Source organism: Lacibacter sediminis (assembly GCF_014168535.1).
GTDB lineage: Bacteria > Bacteroidota > Bacteroidia > Chitinophagales > Chitinophagaceae > Lacibacter > Lacibacter sediminis.
The window spans coordinates 2,581,389-2,600,284 of sequence record NZ_CP060007.1; the positions used below are offsets into that span (position 1 = coordinate 2,581,389).

General features: G+C 40.6%; 10 protein-coding genes. 6 read left to right on the forward strand and 4 right to left on the reverse strand.

The window, feature by feature from the left end; genetic code table 11:
* The first annotated feature begins 94 nt into the window (after positions 1-94).
* The 6 genes from H4075_RS11020 (at position 95) to H4075_RS11045 (ending at position 11,235) form a co-directional block, all read left to right on the forward strand.
* Positions 95-3,238, forward strand: coding sequence for a SusC/RagA family TonB-linked outer membrane protein (locus H4075_RS11020; RefSeq protein ID WP_182800905.1), 3,144 nt, complete (start codon positions 95-97; stop codon positions 3,236-3,238).
* Between the two features lie 49 nt (positions 3,239-3,287).
* A complete protein-coding gene (locus H4075_RS11025) occupies positions 3,288-5,030 on the forward strand; it encodes a RagB/SusD family nutrient uptake outer membrane protein (RefSeq protein ID WP_182800906.1) in 1,743 nt (580 codons plus the stop codon).
* A gap of 241 nt (positions 5,031-5,271) precedes the next feature.
* Positions 5,272-7,212, forward strand: coding sequence for a heparinase II/III domain-containing protein (locus tag H4075_RS11030; protein WP_182800907.1), 1,941 nt, complete (start codon positions 5,272-5,274; stop codon positions 7,210-7,212).
* Positions 7,213-7,218: 6 nt separating this feature from the next.
* Positions 7,219-8,487 (forward strand): glycoside hydrolase family 88 protein, encoded by a 1,269-nt coding sequence (locus H4075_RS11035; protein ID WP_182800908.1) that lies wholly within the window; start codon positions 7,219-7,221, stop codon positions 8,485-8,487.
* A gap of 46 nt (positions 8,488-8,533) precedes the next feature.
* Complete coding sequence (locus tag H4075_RS11040; protein WP_182800909.1) at positions 8,534-9,796, forward strand: DUF2264 domain-containing protein; 1,263 nt, start codon at positions 8,534-8,536, stop codon at positions 9,794-9,796.
* Between the two features lie 386 nt (positions 9,797-10,182).
* The gene (locus tag H4075_RS11045) at positions 10,183-11,235 is read left to right on the forward strand and encodes a glycoside hydrolase family 53 protein (protein ID WP_182800910.1); all 1,053 of its coding nucleotides are present in this window, start codon (positions 10,183-10,185) and stop codon (positions 11,233-11,235) included.
* A 620-nt stretch (positions 11,236-11,855) separates the two neighbouring features.
* Here the strand turns inward: H4075_RS11045 and H4075_RS11050 are convergent.
* From H4075_RS11050 to H4075_RS11065, 4 genes are all read right to left on the reverse strand, one after another.
* Positions 11,856-13,271: an arylsulfatase gene (locus H4075_RS11050; protein ID WP_182800911.1), complete on the reverse strand. Its 1,416-nt coding sequence runs from the start codon at positions 13,269-13,271 to the stop codon at positions 11,856-11,858.
* A gap of 33 nt (positions 13,272-13,304) precedes the next feature.
* Positions 13,305-14,723, reverse strand: coding sequence for a hypothetical protein (locus H4075_RS11055; RefSeq protein WP_182800912.1), 1,419 nt, complete (start codon positions 14,721-14,723; stop codon positions 13,305-13,307).
* 74 nt (positions 14,724-14,797) lie between these two features.
* Positions 14,798-17,746, reverse strand: coding sequence for a DUF4982 domain-containing protein (locus H4075_RS11060; protein WP_182800913.1), 2,949 nt, complete (start codon positions 17,744-17,746; stop codon positions 14,798-14,800).
* A 10-nt stretch (positions 17,747-17,756) separates the two neighbouring features.
* Positions 17,757-18,887 carry a glycoside hydrolase family 88/105 protein gene (locus H4075_RS11065; protein ID WP_182800914.1) on the reverse strand — a complete coding sequence of 377 codons (1,131 nt, stop codon included), beginning with the start codon at positions 18,885-18,887 and terminating at the stop codon, positions 17,757-17,759.
* Positions 18,888-18,896 lie beyond the last annotated feature (9 nt).

Genomic DNA, 18,896 nt, shown 5'->3' on the forward strand with positions numbered 1-18,896 from the left:
CATTCAGAAATGTGCTGCCACGAATCTTTTAAGTCTTAAGTACTAAGAATTCTAACAGCACATCCCTTGATTATTTACTTAAAAACTTCTGCTCATGCGATTGCTGAAACATCATTCATTGCCACCCGGCAATAAATTTCTATTCGGGTTGGCTGTTCTTTTTTTCCTTCCATTTCTCGTTTTTGCTCAATCAAAAACAATAACAGGCACAGTAAAAGACGAAAACGGAACGCCCGTTTCCGGTGCGTCTGTTGCCATTAAAAAACAAAACACGGGTACAACTACAAATGAGGCCGGTAACTTTACAATTACTGCTGCATCCGGAGAAGTGCTGGTTATTTCGGCCGTAATGTTTGAACCAAAAGAAGTAACTGTTGGAACCGGAAACAGCATCAATGTTCAATTAAGATCGAAAGCCACTGAATTAAGTGACGTAGTGGTGGTTGGTTACGGTACCAGAACGAAACGGGATATTGGAGGTGGTGTATTAACGGTTGATCAGCAATTATTACAAAACAGACCGGTAACGAATACGTTGGATGCTTTGCAGGGAACCACTCCGGGTCTTGTCATCACCCGTACCAATGGTCAACCCGGCCGTGAGGGACTGACAGCGACGATCAGAGGCATCACTTCGCTTGGTGTAAATAATGCTCCGCTGGTTATTATCGACGGAGTAGAAGGTGACCTTAGTTCATTAAACCCCAACGATATTCAGACAATATCCATTTTGGAAGACGCTGCCTCTGCATCTATTTACGGTGCGAAAGCAGGTGGTGGTGTGATTTTGGTAACAACAAAAGGCGGCAGGGAAAATCAAAAAACTCGTTTTGACCTGACGACGATGTACAGCATCCGCACACCGTTTGCCCGTCCGGAATTGTTAAGTTCACGCAAGCAGGGCGAACTGATAAACGCAGCCAGAGTGTTTGCCAATCAAAATAAAGATTTTACTGATCAGCAACTGGAGTGGTTCGATGATCCGAATGTAAATGATGTATGGAATGCAAACAGCAGAACATGGGAGTACTACTACAATAATGACATGGTAGATATTTTGATGCGTAAACAAAGTACGCAGCGCAATGTCAATCTGAGTGCCTCGGGTGGTAGCGACAAATCCAGCTATTTGTTTTCAATAGGATATTTGGGCCAGCAAGGGGTCTTCAAATTTGGGCCCGACAGCTACAGCAGGTTTAATGCAAGGGTGAATTATAATACCAGATTTTCTAAGATTTTCTCGCTCGATACCCGCTTGTCTTTTGTGAAAGAAAATATACTGGCCCCATCGGCTTCTATTACAGGCGAAGGTTTGATGTATAATGTTTATTCTATACGTGCAGCCCGTAACCCTATTTTCACGCCCGGAACAAATGACAGCAAGTACGCATTTATTGGTACAATATCCACCGCTTACCCCGTTTTGAAAGATGGCGGTTATGATGAGGAAGACAGGTATAACATGAACGGCGTCATTAGCCTCACTGCTAAAAAAATTGTAAAAGGACTTGATTTAAAAGTTGTTTATAGTCCGGGTATGATTTTCTCAGCACGGGAAGTATTTGCAAAAACAGTTCCTCGTTTTTCGATTGATGAAAATATGATACCCATTCCAAGTACCGCAATCAACCCGGTAAATTCGCTTAATAAAACAAGGCCCTATACGCTTAGTCAAAACTTCTTCGCAACAGCCGACTACGATTTTAAATTAAAAGATCATCACTTCCATTTATTGGGAGGTACTGAATACAAAACCTATAAGTATGACTGGGTGCAGGCTATGCAAAGAGCTTTATTACTAAACAATTTTGAAACATTAAACTACACTACTCTGGCTACTGCCGATGTAACGAACGTAGCCGATAATATACAAGAAAACAGATGGTTGTCTTATTTCGGACGCTTGAGTTACGATTTTGCGAGCAAGTATTATTTTGAAGGTGTACTTCGTCGTGATGGAAGTTCACGTTTATCTCCGGGTAATAAGTTTCAGACGTTCTATGCGCTAAATGCATTTTGGCGTGCATCACAGGAAGAGTGGTTTAAGAGAACATTGCCTTGGGTTGATGAATTTAAAATTGCTGTTTCATACGGTACGGCTGGCGGTGCACAAACTGCCAATCCTAATTCCAGCAACTACGATTTCCAGAGTGTGTTGACAAGAGGTTTTTATCCCTTCAATGATTCCCGTACCGCATTTTTGCAACAAGCTGCACTGGCGTCAGAGGGCAAGCAATGGGAGATCATCGAAACAACCAACTTCGGGTTTGATATTGAAGTGTTGAAAAGAAGATTACGGTTGCATTTTGATTACTTCATCAAAGAAAATAACAATGTATTTGTTACACAAAATCTTCCTGAATTGTTGGGCGTAGCACCAAACAGCGCCAATCTGGCTGCAATCCAGGTGAAAGGCTGGGGTGTTACTCTTAAGTGGAGCGACAAATTCAGAAACGGAGGGTATTATGTTTCTGCTAACATCAGCGACGACAAAAATCAAGTTGTTCGCTTTGATGGAGCCAATACTTACTTCGCCGGAATTAACGGCACGATCTTAGGCATGTCAACCAACTCGATATTTGGTTACAAAGCAGATGGATATTTTGATACACCCGAAGAAGTGCAAGGGTCGCCCCGCAGAACCACCAATACCGGCGTAGGCGATATCAAATTGCTCGACATCAATAAAGATGGTTTCATTAACCAGGGTATAGGTACTGCCGCCAATCATGGCGATCTGGTTTATCTCGGTAATACAAACCCACGTTATGTTTTTGGTGTAAATGCCGGAGTGAACTGGAAGGGCTTCGACTTTTCTTTCCTCTTCAACGGGGTTGGTAAAAGAAGTATTGTAATTGATCCTACTGCCAGTATCGGGTTATACGACGGGTGGAGAATGCCTTGGGTTATTCACCAGGATTATTGGAGACCCGATAATTTAAATGCCAAATTCCCGGCTATACGTTTAAGTGACAGGGTAAACGACCAGGTTTCATCTCATTGGATTCAGGATGCGAGTTATATAAGGTTGAAGAATCTGCAAGTGGGTTATACATTCAGGAATTCGATGCATAACGTAAAAGGATTGGGTGACATCAAACTCTATTTTTCCGGACAGGATCTTTGGGAATTGACGGGCATGTGGTTTAAGTATTACGATCCGGAAAACACGGGCAGAGTATCATTTGGTTATCCGCTTTGGAGAAGCTATGCCATGGGTTTAAACATTAGCTTTTAGCCTTTCAGGAAATGCAATCACTATTATTAATTATTACAATGTTCAAGACATGCGTTTAAATAAAATCTTTATAATCAACTGTATTGCTGTTGCAGCTGTATGGCTTATCAGCCCCGGCTGTACAAAGCAACTGGATCTAAATACCAGGACAGTCATTACAGACCCGGTTTTTTGGAAGGACTCCAGCGATTTAATTGTGGGCACAAACTATTTGTATACAAGTATCCCTGATTTCAATACGCCTTTGGACGATCGGTATAGCGACCTGGCAATCAACCTAAGCTCTTCAGGTGCTTTTAATCTTAATCCAGTGAGTGATGGCAGCCGTCCTATTCCTTCTTTCGACGGGCAGTGGAATAATTTATATACGTTCATAAGGGCTGCCAATAATGTAATTGAAAAGGCTGCTGGTATTCCCGATGGTCCCATGAAAAGTAATTGTATCGGACAGGCACGTTTCTTCAGGGCTTTCGCTTATTTTCGATTGGTAAGAACATATGGTGCGGTGCCCTATCTTGCCAAAACCATTAATGGCAGCACTGATCCTGCTTTATATACTCCCCGTACAAACCGAGAAGCAATTGTTGACTCTATTTATGCAGATCTTGATTTTGCTGCAAGTGTTTGTCCGCAGGCAGATAAACTGCCGGGTAGTACCGCTACTGCAGGCCAGCCCGGCAGAGAGTATGGACGTGTTACAAGAAGTGCAGCTCTCGCTTTGAAATCACGTGTGGCATTATATGAGGGTTCATGGCACAAGTTTCACGGTGCACCTCAATTTACGGGAACAAAGGATCCGGCAAAACATTTTACCATAGCACGTGATGCGGCTTTGCTTGTAATGAACGAAGGAAAACACAGTCTTTTTACAAAAGATGGAGCCTTGAGTTATCAAAATCTGTTCAGGTACCCGGGCGAAGGTTATACAAATAACAGAGAAAATATACTCGTAAGACTATATGGAAAGGATATAAGCAATGTTATTGCCTCTCAGTCATATATGCGTACGCAACTTAGTGATGGTGGGAATTCCGCATCAAGAACTTTTCATTTACTGTCACTTTATGCAGACGGATTACCTGCTGGTAAATCTTCTCTTGATTCAAACGGTAAAGAAACAAGTCTGCTCACAGATTACAGAAACAGAGACCCTCGCTTTGTATTGACTTCATTCAAACTAGGCGATCCGGCCGCTTCTATCTCCGGTGGCAATCCTACTTACGGCAACACATACCACTATCATCAACAGAAATACTGGACAGGACAGGCAGACTTTTTAGCATCGCCAAATATTTTCTTAGACTTTATTGCTATACGTTATGGCGAAGTGCTGTTAAACTATGCAGAAGCTGTGTATGAATTGAACAATAGTATATCTGATGCCGATTTGAATATTTCTGTAAACCTGCTCCGTAACAGGGCTACGAATAATGATATTACAAAACTACCCTTGTTGACGAACGCTTTTGTTACTGCCAATGGATTAGATATGCAAACAGAATTACGCAGAGAACGATCTGTTGAACTGGCGTTTGAAGGTTTTCGCTACTGGGATTTGTTACGATGGAAAACAGCAGAAACAGAGCTGCTGAAACCAGTACTTGGACGTAAATACTTCAGCAGCGGCGTAAACTATGGTGGCGCTACTCGTCCCACATTACAGAATGGTTACGTTCTCTATCAGGCAGCAGATAAAAGAACGTTTAATGTAACCAGAGATTATTTGTGGCCCATACCAACTGCACAGATTGGATTAAGCAATAACACATTGACACAAAACCCTAACTGGTAATCGAAATCTTATAATATAGAATTTTTAAACAGCAGCAGTTTTAGTTTTCATATAGCAATAGCACCTGTTTATTTGAACGGGTGCCTTTTAAAATCTTTTTCGCATGACGTATGTATTGTTTACATCTATCGCATTGGCTTTTGCAACTACTGCAGCAGTTTGTGAAAATATACTCTGCATGATACAATCGAACCTTGCGAAGTATAAAACTTATAGTCTTCAATAATTAAAACGATTGTTTATGCTTCGTGTTTCTCTTTTGTTTGTGCTTTTTTTTATTGCTCTTACAGTCAATGCGTATGAAAAACGCAACCTGTTACAGAAAAAAGCAACTGTTGATCAGGTAAAAGCAAGTCTTGTTTCAAAAGCATCATGGATTAAGTATCCTGCGTACGCAAACAGGAATGGCTGGGATGCATTTACCGGTTCATTGAAAGATGAATTAATTAAAGAAGGTGAAGCCTATCTTAACTATACATGGAAAGTAGTTACTGCATCTGATTATTTAGAGTATGAACGAAGCGGTAGCCGTGTTGCTATGGAAAATCCATTTGGTGCAAACAATATTGCATTGAGTCGATTAGTATTTGCAGAGCTGGCCGAAGGGAAGGGGCGTTTCATGAACCAGATCATTAATGGTGTGTGGCAAACATGCGAAATGTCATCATGGGTGTTGTCGGCACATTTAGGTGCACAAAAAACAAAACGATCATTACCCGATTATCGTGAAGAGATCATTGATCTTACTTCCGCTGACATGGGTTCGTTCTTATCATGGACCTGGTATTTTTTGCATGATGAATTTGATAAAGTAAACCCTGTTATTGCTGCTAAGCTTCGTACAAATATCCAGAAACGTATTCTTGAACCGTACATGCAACGTAGCGATTATTGGTGGCAGGCATTCAATTACAAAACCGGTGTGCTCGTAAACAACTGGAATCCCTGGTGTAATTCAAATGTGCTCACTTGTTTTCTTTTACTCGAAGAAGATGACACGAAATTGGCAGCAGCAGTACATCGTACCATGCAGAGTGTTGATCATTTCATTAATTATGTGCAGGCTGATGGTGCATGTGAAGAAGGACCATCGTATTGGGGACATGCTGCCGGTAAACTATACGATTATCTTCAACTGCTCAGTAATGCAAGTAACGGTAAGCTTAGCATTTTTCATGAACCAATGATCAAACATATGGGTGAATACATTGCCCGTAGTTATGTTGGCAACGGATGGGTTGTGAACTTTGCCGATGCTTCTGCAAAAGGAGGTGGCGATGCAGGAGTTGTTTATCGTTACGGTAAAGCAGTCAACAGTACAGAGATGCAGGCCTTTGCGGCATATCTCGTGCAGGCTAATAAAGGTAAAGTTGAGATCAATGCATCACGTGATTTTTTTCGCAGCATAGAAAACATTTCATCATACAAAGATTTACTCGGAACAAAACCTTCATTGCCAACAGCAAATTACAGCTGGTATCCACAAACGCAGTTTTGTTACATGAAAACTAATACAGGATTTTTCTTTGCGGGTAAAGCAGGTTTCAACAACGAAAGTCATAACCATAATGATGTTGGTACCTTCTCATTCTATGTAAATGAAGTGCCGATGTTTATTGATGCAGGCGTGGGAACTTACACAAGACAAACGTTCAGCAGCGAACGTTACACCATCTGGACCATGCAGAGTAACTACCACAATTTGCCAATGATCAATAATAAACCTCAGCAATTTGGTGCACAGTATAAAGCAAAAGATGTTTTGTTTGACGCAAAAAAGAATTTATTCAGTGCTGATATAAGTAATGCGTATAACAAGGAAGCCGCAGTAAAAAAATGGATACGCAGTTACACATTGTCAACTAATCAACTGATCATTGATGATGCATTTGAATTAACGGAGTTAAAAGAGGCGAACCAAATCAACTTTATGACATGGGCCAAGCCTGACATTTCAAAAGCAGGCATTGTGCTGCTTGAAAAAGAAGGACAGTCCGTAAAGATGCAGTATGACGCAACACAGTTTGATGCAACCATTGAAACCATTCCGCAAACAGATCAACGTCTGTCACGGGTGTGGGGCAGTGAAATTTACAGGCTAAGTCTAACGGCCAAAAAACAACAATTAAAAGGGCGATACAAATTTGTAATCACCAAAAACGAATCTCTCAACGGTAAATAATATTTAATGAAACAATCGCTTGTACTTCTGGGCTTTATTTCTTTAGTGACATTCGCATTCCGTAGCGACAAAAACGAGACGGTTTTTGTAAAAGAAAATTTTACATATGCAGGTAAGCAACTCAAGAAAATGCTTACAGCAACCGAAATTAATAAACTTGCTTTTCCCCGTACGATTAATAAAACAGGGAAACTGGTTACAACAAACATGTACGACTGGACGCCTGGATTCTTTCCGGGCAGCTTGTGGTATGCTGCAGAGTTTTCAGGTGATGCAGCATTGAAAAATGCAGCACAGCAATGGACAGAGCGCCTCGAACCGCTGAAGACGTTTACGCAACATCATGATCTTGGTTTTATGATGTATTGCAGCTATGGCAATGCATACAGGCTTACAGGAAATGAGGCTTATAAAAACATTCTCGTTCAGTCTGCACGTTCACTGAGTACCCGTTTCAATCCTGTAACAGGTTGTATTAAATCATGGAACATATTCAAATCATGGCATGGAAGTAATACATACAACTTCCCGGTGATCATTGATAACATGATGAATCTTGAATTACTCTTCTTTGCATCAAAGGTAACGGGCGATACATCATTCCGTCATATTGCTGTTACACACGCAGAAAATACCATGAAGAACCAGATCAGAAATGATTACAGTTCTTATCATGTTGTTTGTTACGACACCATTACCGGTAAAGTGGCAGGTAGAGAAACTGCACAAGGCTATGCAGATAATTCAACCTGGTCGAGAGGGCAGGCTTGGGCTATTTATGGATTTACTATGGTGTATCGTGAGACAAAAGATCCCCGCTTTTTAAAAACAGCAGAAGGCCTCGCAGATTATTTTATGAATCATAAAAATCTGCCTGCGGATAAAATTCCTTATTGGGATTTTAATGCGTTGCAAAAAGGCTACACTCCCGGTGTTCGTTCACATGCAAATAATGTGAACATACTTTACCGTGATGCATCCGCAGCAGCAATTGTGGCTTCTGCATTAATGGAGTTGAGTACCTATAGCAGTTCGAAAGGAAATCAATACAGGAATTTTGCAGTAAAAATGCTGCATTCGTTGGCAAGTCCTGCGTACAGGGCACCACTAGGTAATAACGGTAATTTTCTGTTGATGCAATCCGTTGGCAGTATTCCACACAATACGGAAATTAACGTGCCGCTCGTGTATGCTGATTATTATTTTCTTGAAGCATTACAACGTTATGATCTGTTGATGAAAGGAAAGAAACTCTTTGCAGTTCAGAAAAAATAAGTTCTGTAATTTCAATCCATCATCTGTTTACTTACAATTCATCTTCATGAAAAAAAGCTTCGCACTTCCAGCACTCTTAGTTATAGCAGTTATATATACACAAAAAGTAACCGCACAAAAGGCAAAGAAAAAAGAACAAACGCAAATTGCGATTGTAACCGGTCAGCAGGATAGACTATTTTGGGCAAATACATTGTATAAAATTGCTTACCCTGTTGTTCATAACCTTGCTGAAGGAACGTTAAAACAAAATCTCCCGTTAGAATTAGGGCCACAGTATTACCTGCCTGTGAAAAAAGTAACGTACCTGGAAGCGGTTGGCAGAACAATGGCCGGTCTTGCACCTTGGTTAGCATTGCCTGATGATGTAACAGAAGAAGGTAAGATGCGTAAACAAATGCGTGATGAATTGTTGAAAGGTTTGGCCAATGCTGTTGATCCTAACCATCCGGATTATCTCAACTTCAGAACCGAAGGTCAGCCTATTGTGGATGCAGCTTATGTGGCACATGCATTTATCCGTGCACCAAAAGCTTTGTGGGAACCGTTGGATGCAACTACTAAAAAACGTTTTGTTGAAGAATTCAAATCATTACGCACAAGAAAAGGGGCGTATAATAATTGGTTATTGTTTGCCGGACTTACAGAAGGCTTTTTATTGAAAATAGGAGAGCAGCACGATCCGGCACGTATTGATTTCTCTATTCGTAAAATGAAAGAATGGTATGCAGGTGATGGGTGGTATAGCGATGGTGAAAAATTCAGCATGGATTATTACAACTCTTTTGTTATTCATTCAATGCTGGTTGATCTGCTCGGTACATTGGTTGAAAAGAAGATGGCGCAGCAACAGGATTATGATCTGGCATTACAACGCATGATCCGTTACAGTGAGTTTCTTGAACGTGTGATTGCACCCGATGGAACTTACCCCGCATTTGGTCGTTCCATTACTTATCGTACAGCAGCTTTCCAGGCTTTGGCACAAACAGCGTTGATGGAAAAATTACCTGCACATATCTTACCGGCACAGGTGCGTTGCGGATTAACTGCCGTAATGCACAAGATGTTTGATGGCAATCAAAACTTTGATAGTAATGGCTGGTTGGTTTTAGGTTTCAACGGACATCAACCGATGGTGGCCGATCAATACACTTCAACAGGTAGCTTATATATAGCCACACTTGGCTTTTTAACATTGGGTCTTCCGGCTGATAATAAATTCTGGACAGATCCTGCCGCAAGCTGGACAAGTAAAAAAGCATGGAGTGGAGAAACGTTGAAGAAAGATTATAAAGTAGAGTATTGATCGTTCATTCTGTAACGGGATTATAAATCGTTCAATTGTTTGCACAGTCCCGGGCGTTTGAAGAGAGTAGTTTGAACGCATGAAACATGTTTTGTTTTCGGCAAGACATTGTATAAGATCAGTTATCCCGTTGTACATAATCTTGCGCAAGCAACGTTAAAACTTAATCTCCCATTGGAAGTGGGACCACAGTATTAACTGACAGTGAAAAAGTGTGATTATCGAATTGTACAGATAATGATCCATTGATCGTGATTGACGGAGTGCCGCTCGCCGCTGGAGCTATCTCCGGTGCAGGGAACCCATTAAGTTTTAATAACCCCAACGATATCGAATCCTTCACCGTGCTGGTAACGGAAATTATATTTTTAAATTAAATAACAAATATGCGTAAGATAGCTGTCATAAGTGTACTGTACATCTTTGCCATTGTTGCAACAGGTGGTTGTCAGAAAAAGAAAACAGTAGAACCAACTCCAACACCCGATCCTCCGGTTGTACAAACAGGTTTTGCAAAAGGTGCTGATGTTAGTTGGCTTACTGAAATGGAAGCTGCAGGTAAAAAGTTTTATAATGCAGCAGGTGTGGAAACGGAATGTATTGCATTGATGAAATCACTCGGCATGAATACGATCCGTTTGCGTGTGTGGGTAAACCCAACTCAATCCTGGAACAATGCAGCGGATGTTGTGGCAAAAGCAGTGCGTGCAAAAAATCTAGGTATGCGTGTAATGATTAATTTTCATTACAGTGATACCTGGGCTGATCCTAAAAATCAAACCAAACCGGCTGCATGGAACGCTTTGAATTTTACAGCGCTTAAAACTGCATTGTCAGCACATACAAGCGATGTATTGAATCAATTAAAAACAGCAGGCGTTACAACCGAATGGGTACAGGTGGGCAATGAAACCAATGATGGCATGTTATGGCCCGATGGAGCAGCTAAAACCAACATGAGTAATTATGCGCAATTGGTGACTGCAGGCTATGATGCAGTGAAAGCGGTATTTCCTACAGCAAAAGTAATTGTACATATTTCCAGTGGTTGGGATAACGGACTCTTTCAATTTAATATCGGAGGATTGATTAACAATGGTGCAAAATTCGATGTGATTGGGATGTCGGTGTATCCTCAGTTTGTAGTAGCAGGTTGGGCAGTTGCCAATCAACAAGTCCTTGCCAATATGAATGATATGGTAGCACGTTACAATAAAGAAGTGATGGTGGTGGAAGTAGGGATGCCTTGGGACAGTGCGGCCGAATGTAAATTATTCCTCACCGATCTGATTGCCAAAACAAAAGCAGTCACTGGCAATAAAGGCTTAGGTGTTTTGTATTGGGAACCGCAAAGTTATGGCAACTGGAAAGGGTACACTAAGGGTGCATTTGATAACACCGGCAAACCTACCGTTGCGATGGATGCATTTAAAAATTAAGGTTCCATAAAAACAGATATTATGTGCCGTTGCCGGCACCAGAAGACTGATGTGGTTTAATCGTATCAGTAGTTTTTAAAAATTTCCTCCGTTTCTACGAAGGAAATTTTTAGCTATATCCGATTAACAGCAATACTTTTACAAGGTTTAGGAAAGGTAATATTATGAAAACAGCTTATTTACCGAAGATCAATTTCTGATCGTTTGAAGTAAGCAGGAAAGAATAAAGAATGAAACAAAAAACAGCTTGCATTTTTTGCGGCGACAATGATTATGTGATGCAAAAGAAACATCCCTTGCACTGAACAAGCGTTGTTATGGGATCCATTAAAAAAAGATGGGCACCCAACGCCACACCCTACCAGTACAACTTTGATTCCTTCGCAGAAATGTCTCCCGCAGGGGACATTTTTTTATACAGCGTTGAAGTGTAATTACGCCAAGTCCCTTTCCGGAGATGTGGTTGCAAAATAAAACATCATGAAACCAACTTTAGTTCCCATTTTGTTTCGTCGAATTCGATGAATGCCTGCCTTCATAGCTACTTGAACGTCAGTTACTATCATTTGGACAATTAAACTGTCAGAGTTCTTCTTCTTCTTCTGCAAGCTGTAAAAAAGTTAATTCTTTATTTCCGATGAGAGTAACGGCCAGTCAGGATGAAACACATGTTCCTGTTTCATCAGCTGCTCAATGATCTTAACTACTTCAGGAAATTTGCCAGCTACATTTTTTTGTTCTGATGGATCATTATTGAGATTATACAATTCAATCGGGGCGTTTTCATTCTTGCTTACACCCAATCGAACGCCTTTCCATTTTCCCCAACGTACGGCTTGTCGCCCATCGTTTTCATGAAACTCCCAATAGAAATGTTCATGTAGTTTTTGTTTGCCTTTATTGAAGAGTAGCAAAGGAACAATTGAAATGCCATCGATTTTTTCTGAAACAGGAATCTTTGCAAGTTCTAAAAACGTTGGATACATATCCCACAATGCTGCAGGTTGTGTAACAACAGCCGGTTTTATTTTAGTTGGCCAGTATGCAATAAACGGAACACGCATGCCGCCTTCATACAAATCACGTTTGATACCACGGTAAATGCCATTACTGTTGAAGAATTCAGGATCACCACCATTTTCTTTATGTGGCCCATTATCGCTGCTGAAGATGATGAGTGTATTTTCAGCCAATCCTTTTTCTTTGATGGCTTTTACAATTTCTCCAACATATAGATCGAGCCGTCCAACCATTGCTGCAAATTGTGCATGCGGGTATGCTTCAGGCTTCATATTATGCGCTCTTGTTCTTAATGCATTACCAGTCAACGGTTGTTCATTGAACTTTTGTTTATAATAGTTGTACAAACTGTCATGTGGGCCAATCACATCTCCATGGGGCAACGTGTAAGAGAGATACATGAAGAAAGGTTTGTTGCCTTGCTCTTTGATGTATTGCACCGCCTGTTGATGGATTAGTGCGGCAGAATAAATTGAATCGTATGTTTTGTTAATGGAGAGATCAACTTTGTTGTGATTGTTCCAGAGATATGGTGGGAAAAAATCATGCGCCAGGGCCTGATCGTTATAGCCATAAAACAGATCAAAACCTTTTTTATTCGGATCGCCACTATTCTGGTTGAATCCCATTCCCCATTTACCGAATGTTGCTGTTGCGTATCCATTTTGCTGTAAATAGTTGGCAAAAGTTTTGGTTGATTCAGGCAAAGGTGTTTGACCTTCGGGTGCAAATTGCTTATTGCCACGGATAGGAGTGTGGCCTGTGTGCAATCCTGTCATTAATGAGGCACGTGAAGGCGCACATACTGATGTGCCCGAATAAAATGATGTAAACTTTTTCCCTTTTGCAGCAAGTGCATCAAGATTGGGGGTTTCAATTTTCTGCTGACCGTAGCAACCAATCTCACCATAACCCAAATCATCTGCAAAAATGAAAATGATGTTTGGTTGTTGTGCCAATGTTGAGAAGCTGTTCAACAGGCAAATGGAAAGGAGAATCGAGAAAATAGTTTTCATGTTATTTTGGCTGACTTTTAGGAACTGCCGAAGTTAGTTGTTTAATGAAACTTTCATCAAACCCATTTCAGTTTTATTGGTAAAAGGAACGATAAAATAGTTATCACCGACAGTTTGCAATAGCGACAGCATAAAGTTGAATTGATGATACACACGAACTGGAAGAGTGTTGAAATGGCCATCGTCATTTGGATAAACTAAAAGCAATCCTCTTTTTTTAGCAACAAGTTCCTGCACCAGCAACAGGTAAGATGTGTTGTGCATCACAAACTGGGAATAAGGAGCTGGATGAATTTTATAATAATTGCCATTGTTTTTTATAAGGCTGTCTTTTTCTTTTTCCAACTTGCTGTTGAGCAATGTCATCCTTACTGCTGTTGGTGCTGAAGTGTAATAAGAATAATCGTAGGTCTGCGTATAGGTGAAATTTGGACCAAGGTCAGAATAAATATCTTTGCTCACCGTCATGCCGGTTTTTCTGTTGTATGGGGCAGCTGAAAAAAGAAGCCAGCCGGTCGTTTTATTTTTTTCAACGATAAAACTCGAAGCTGTATTGTCTTTAAAAACATCTGGCAAAATACTGATCGGTGCTGTTTCATTTAGTGCATGATTTAAACGAACCATAAAAGCTCCGGGTCTTACACCTCTGAACCCAGGAGGAGTTCGAAGCAGTGAATAGATAAAAACGCTTGAATCTTTGCTGTTATAGCGAATGGTGGGTGAACTGTAAAGATATTTTCCGCTTTCAAACTGTTTTGACAAAATGTCGCCAGATGCACAATTGATCTTTAACAGAGTTAAGATACTTGTTCCGGATTCATCCTGCGAAGTTTTCACAATAAACAAATTGTTACTGCTCAATGTTACTTCTCTTAATTCATCAGTACGAATATTGAAAGGGAATATGAGTCTTGTTACAATTTCGGCTTTTCGTTCGGGTTCAAGTTTTACAACTGTACTTTTGATTTTTTTGATGTTATTATAGTAAGTGTGCGAAACCAAAAAGAAATTATGATCAATATTAAACAGCTGAAAAGTGGCTTTGCTCTTGTTCCATGATGAATCAGCAGGGTCATTTAGAAGGTAGGAAATATCACTAATGGATCCGTTCCCGTAAATCTTTATAAGCAGATGCTGCAATGGTCGTTGTGTGTGTGCATACAACACATAATAGTCATTCACTTTAAGAAGCCTGATATCAGCATTTTCCGCAAGCCTGATATTCAACTCCCTTGTAGCTTGCAACTGCAACTGCTCGTTGAAAATATGAATGACTGGCTTTTTAACGTTGCTGAAGTGAATGAGATGATGAAAGCCATTAACATCGGCGATCAATTGCAGGTCGCCACCACCAGGTGTTTTCAACACACTTTTGCTGTATTGTATTTTTTGTGCTGCGGCAATCTTACAGCAAAACAAAAAAAATATGGTAAGCAGTCGATAGTTGTTCATATTTAAAAGAATAGCCGGTTTTATAAAAGTAACCGGCTATTTCTAAATGATCTGTTACAAATTGAGCCGGAAATTTATTTCACAGGCTCATAAATTTCAACTTCGATTATACTTAACCTTCCTTTGCTGTTTGCATCGTTTCGTGTTACGCCATCATCCAGCTTTTTACCGGATACCTCAGTTGAAGTTTCGCCGGTTAAGTTAGCTGATTTTATCAATTCGATCTTCAGCTTCTTACCGGTCAATCGTTTGCACACAATAGTACAGTAGCCCAGACTTGTTGGGGTATTGCCGCTGAATACTTCCTGCCCGTCAACAGAAATGCGTATCGGATAGCTGCGTGAGCGGAAATTATTCAGTTTTAGTGTAACCTCACTGATAGTTGCCGGTTGTTGCAGTTCGTATTCGATCCATGCAGTTGATAAATTGCCATCGTTATACCAATCAGTTAATTCGTTGTCATCAAAACTTGCAAAAGCGCTATCACTCTTTGATCCTGCAGTTGCTTTTACAATGGTTAATGCATTTCTTTTTTGCACAAACGATGGAGTAGAAGGAGTAGGGCCACGTTGCAGGTTGCCTTTTAAACCGAATGATGGTAATTGTGTACTTAGTCCATTGTTCACCGGTACAACAGTTGAATGTAATTGTAGTGAGGCGGTTTTTAAACCATCAGCTGTTGCAATTATTTTGATCTGCCCGGGTTTTGTTGTCGAACGGATAAGTACACGATTTACTCCGTTTTCAACAGGAAGCTCTTTTGAAAGAATAAAATTGTTTGGTCCTTGTGCCATACCACCTCTCCATTCTGCTTCGCCTTCCAGTTGAAAGTTGATCATGTTCATGGCAATGGGGCAACGTTGACCATTTGCATCAACAACTTCTACTTCAACTAATGCCAGATCATGACCATTCGCCTGTAAACCTTTTGGATGTGTGATGGGTGTTAAACGAAGTGCAACCGGTTTACTTGCTGTTGTTTTTTTTGTGCTGCAGAGTTGTTTGCCATTAACATCGTAGCCAACTGCTTTAATAGTTCCTTTTTGCCAACGCACTTGCTTAAACGTAAACTGAAAGCGATTGGTCTGCTCACCAAAGCCAAAGGATTTTCCATTGATAAACAATTCTACTTTATCAGCCGATGAGATCACAAAAAGATCCTTCACTGTTGTATCCGTGTAATTCCAATGACCAATAATGTGGATGCCCGGTTTTTCTACATCAACCCAGCCGTCCCACATAATTTTATGAGCGTAAAAATTTTCTTTGATGATACGTAATGCATCTACTTCACCACTTCTTCTGTAATTTTCTGCACCACGATGGTGCGTATTTGTTTCAGAGAAAACAATGTTCACACCGCCCGAACTCACACGCTTACCTGTGCCTGGACGCTCTTTCCAGAAATCGTACCAGCGAGCAATATTTTCCAACGCATGCGATTCCATGTTGCGGTTATAAATCTTTGCAGGTTCACCTTTATGCAAAGGCCCATCGCCATCTTTGTGATAGGGTGGTGAATAGTCATCCCAATACTTACGTAAACCTTCATCTCGAGAATACTCCATTGCCCACACAGGAATAGTTGCACTTTTATTGACGTATAACATTTCACCACCATACTCAGCTGTTTTACTGTCGAGCATTTCCCTGCTGCCGATTGCACGACCGCCAAACGGATCATATGCATCACGAATGGCTTTCATTTCGATCATGTGTTGCTCGCTGATGCTTTCATTGCCGCACTCATAAAAAATAATACTTGGATTATTGCGATTGTAAATGATCGCATCACGCATAACAGTTTTGCGTTGTTCCCAACGTGTACCCGTTACATCTCGTTCTGCATCACCTGCCGGCATTGCCTGCATTAATCCAACACGATCACAACTTTCAACATCCTGTTTCCAGGGAGTGATGTGCATCCATCGTACGAGATTACCATTGCTCTCCACCATTAGTTTATTACTGTAATCGCTCAACCAAGCTGGTACACTCATACCAATAGCAGGCCATTCGTTTGATGTGCGTTGCGCATAACCGTGCACTTGTATCACACGGTCATTTAAATAGATCATGCCTTCTTTAAATGCTGTTTTACGGAAACCTGTTTTTGTAACAACCACGTCAACCACTTTTCCATTGATGAGTAAACTTGTTTCTACATCATACAAATAACCATAACCCCAGCTCCAGAAATTAATATTGGATGCTACGGCTGATGAACTGATCGCTTTTGTTTCGTTTGGTTGAATGGTTACCGGAGCAGATGAAAATGTTTTCACAAATAGTCCATTCATGTCTTTGACTTTAACAGCATACGATACTGTTTGCTCTTTGCCCGATTCATTCTTTACCTCTGATGATGCAACAATGGTTGCTTTCTTGTTTTTAATATCAAAGTCTTTGGCGTAAATGTAAGTTCCGGTAGTGCCAAGATTATTATACAGTGGCAACGTTTGATAAACGTTGCCGGTAATATGCAGGAATACATTTTTACTAAGGCCGCCATAGTTCGCATTGAAGTTCTTGTCGATCCATTGATATTTTGTGTTAGTTGCTTTCTCACGGTATTCCCAACTGTTATCGGTTCGTACGGCAATTATATTGTCTTCGTTACCATACTTCAATAGGTTACTTATGTCGTAGCCAAAAGCAGTTACACCATTCTCATGCAAGCCAACATAGTTACCATTTACGTAAACAGCAGCAGCTTGTCGCACTCCTTCAAATTCAATAAATACTTTTTGTCCTTTTGCTGTTGCCGGCAATTTGAACTTTTTCCTGAACCATGCAATGCCTGTTGAAAGATCAACGATATCGTTTTTAAACGCTTCATCTTCGTTCCAGGCATAGGGAAGTGTTACCTGTTTCCATTTTGAATCATCGTAAGACAGATTGATCGCTGATGAGTCATCGCCTTTATATACTTTCCATGCAGGGTTGAAATTATATTTCGTTCGTTGTGCAAATGAGTTTACACTGGCTGATAAAAGAACAGCAAACAGCAGCAATCTTTTCATGTGGTATTTGTTATTTTAATTTGCTTATTTCTGTTCCCGCCAGCAGGAAACAGCCTAAGCCGTAATCTTCAAAATCGGGTGTGCTTGTATACGAAACAGGTTGACCGTCTTTAGGTTCTTTACCTGTCCCTTGAACATAGCCCAATTTGCCATCAGGATGCACCGCTTCTTTGCACATTGCATTCCAGGCTTTTGTAATTGATGATTTGTATGTTTGTTTATCGAGGATGCCGTTGTTAATGCCCCATGCGAAACCATAGATGAATAATGATGTGCCGGAAACTTCTTTACCACCAAAATTGTTTGGATCATTTAAACTTACATTCCAATAACCATCGGCACGTTGCAATGGCAGCAAGGCAGCACACATATCTTTAAAGTCCTGGAAGTATTCGTTGTAGTGGGGATCAGTTTTTGGCAAAGCCTCTAACGTTTTTGCTAAAGCGGCAACAACCCAGCCATTACCACGGCTCCAATAACAATCATCACTGTTTGGTTCTTTATAAGGAGGAACAAAGTCTTTATCTCTCCACCAAAGTTTTTCTGCCTGGTTGTATAAACCCATGCCGCCATGTTTGTATTTCGTGAAGGCATACATTTCATACATGCGGCTGAAGTAGGTTGTATCGTTATACAGATTACCAAGTTTTACAAACACCGGCATTGCCATTTGCAATGCATCGATCCAGTTCCAGTCATCTACTTTTTTTGTCACCATCATTGAATCAATGGAAGCTTTTATATCTTTCACACGCTCAGGATGTTGTTTGTTATCGATAAGATACATGTCGATATAGGTTTGCCCACAACATTGGTTATCAGCATTACGGGTTTTAACTCCGCCACGTAAACCCCATTTATGTTTTTCGCCCCATTGCAATGCGTAATCGTAATAGGCTTTTTGTTTGTCGATACTGTACAAAGCTATCAACCCTTCATAATAAACCGCACGTGTCCAGATATTACTCGGCCGCTCGATGTTGGTGAAAATTGATTTCCCTGCATCTGGCCATTTGTTCATGAAATATTGATTAGTAAGCCGGAGTGTCTTGAGGATCTTTTTCTTCGAAGGAATTTTTTGGGCCGATGTGGTTATAGTGAAAGCACAAAACAGCAGCAGATAACTGATTCTTTTTAGCATAGCAGCAAT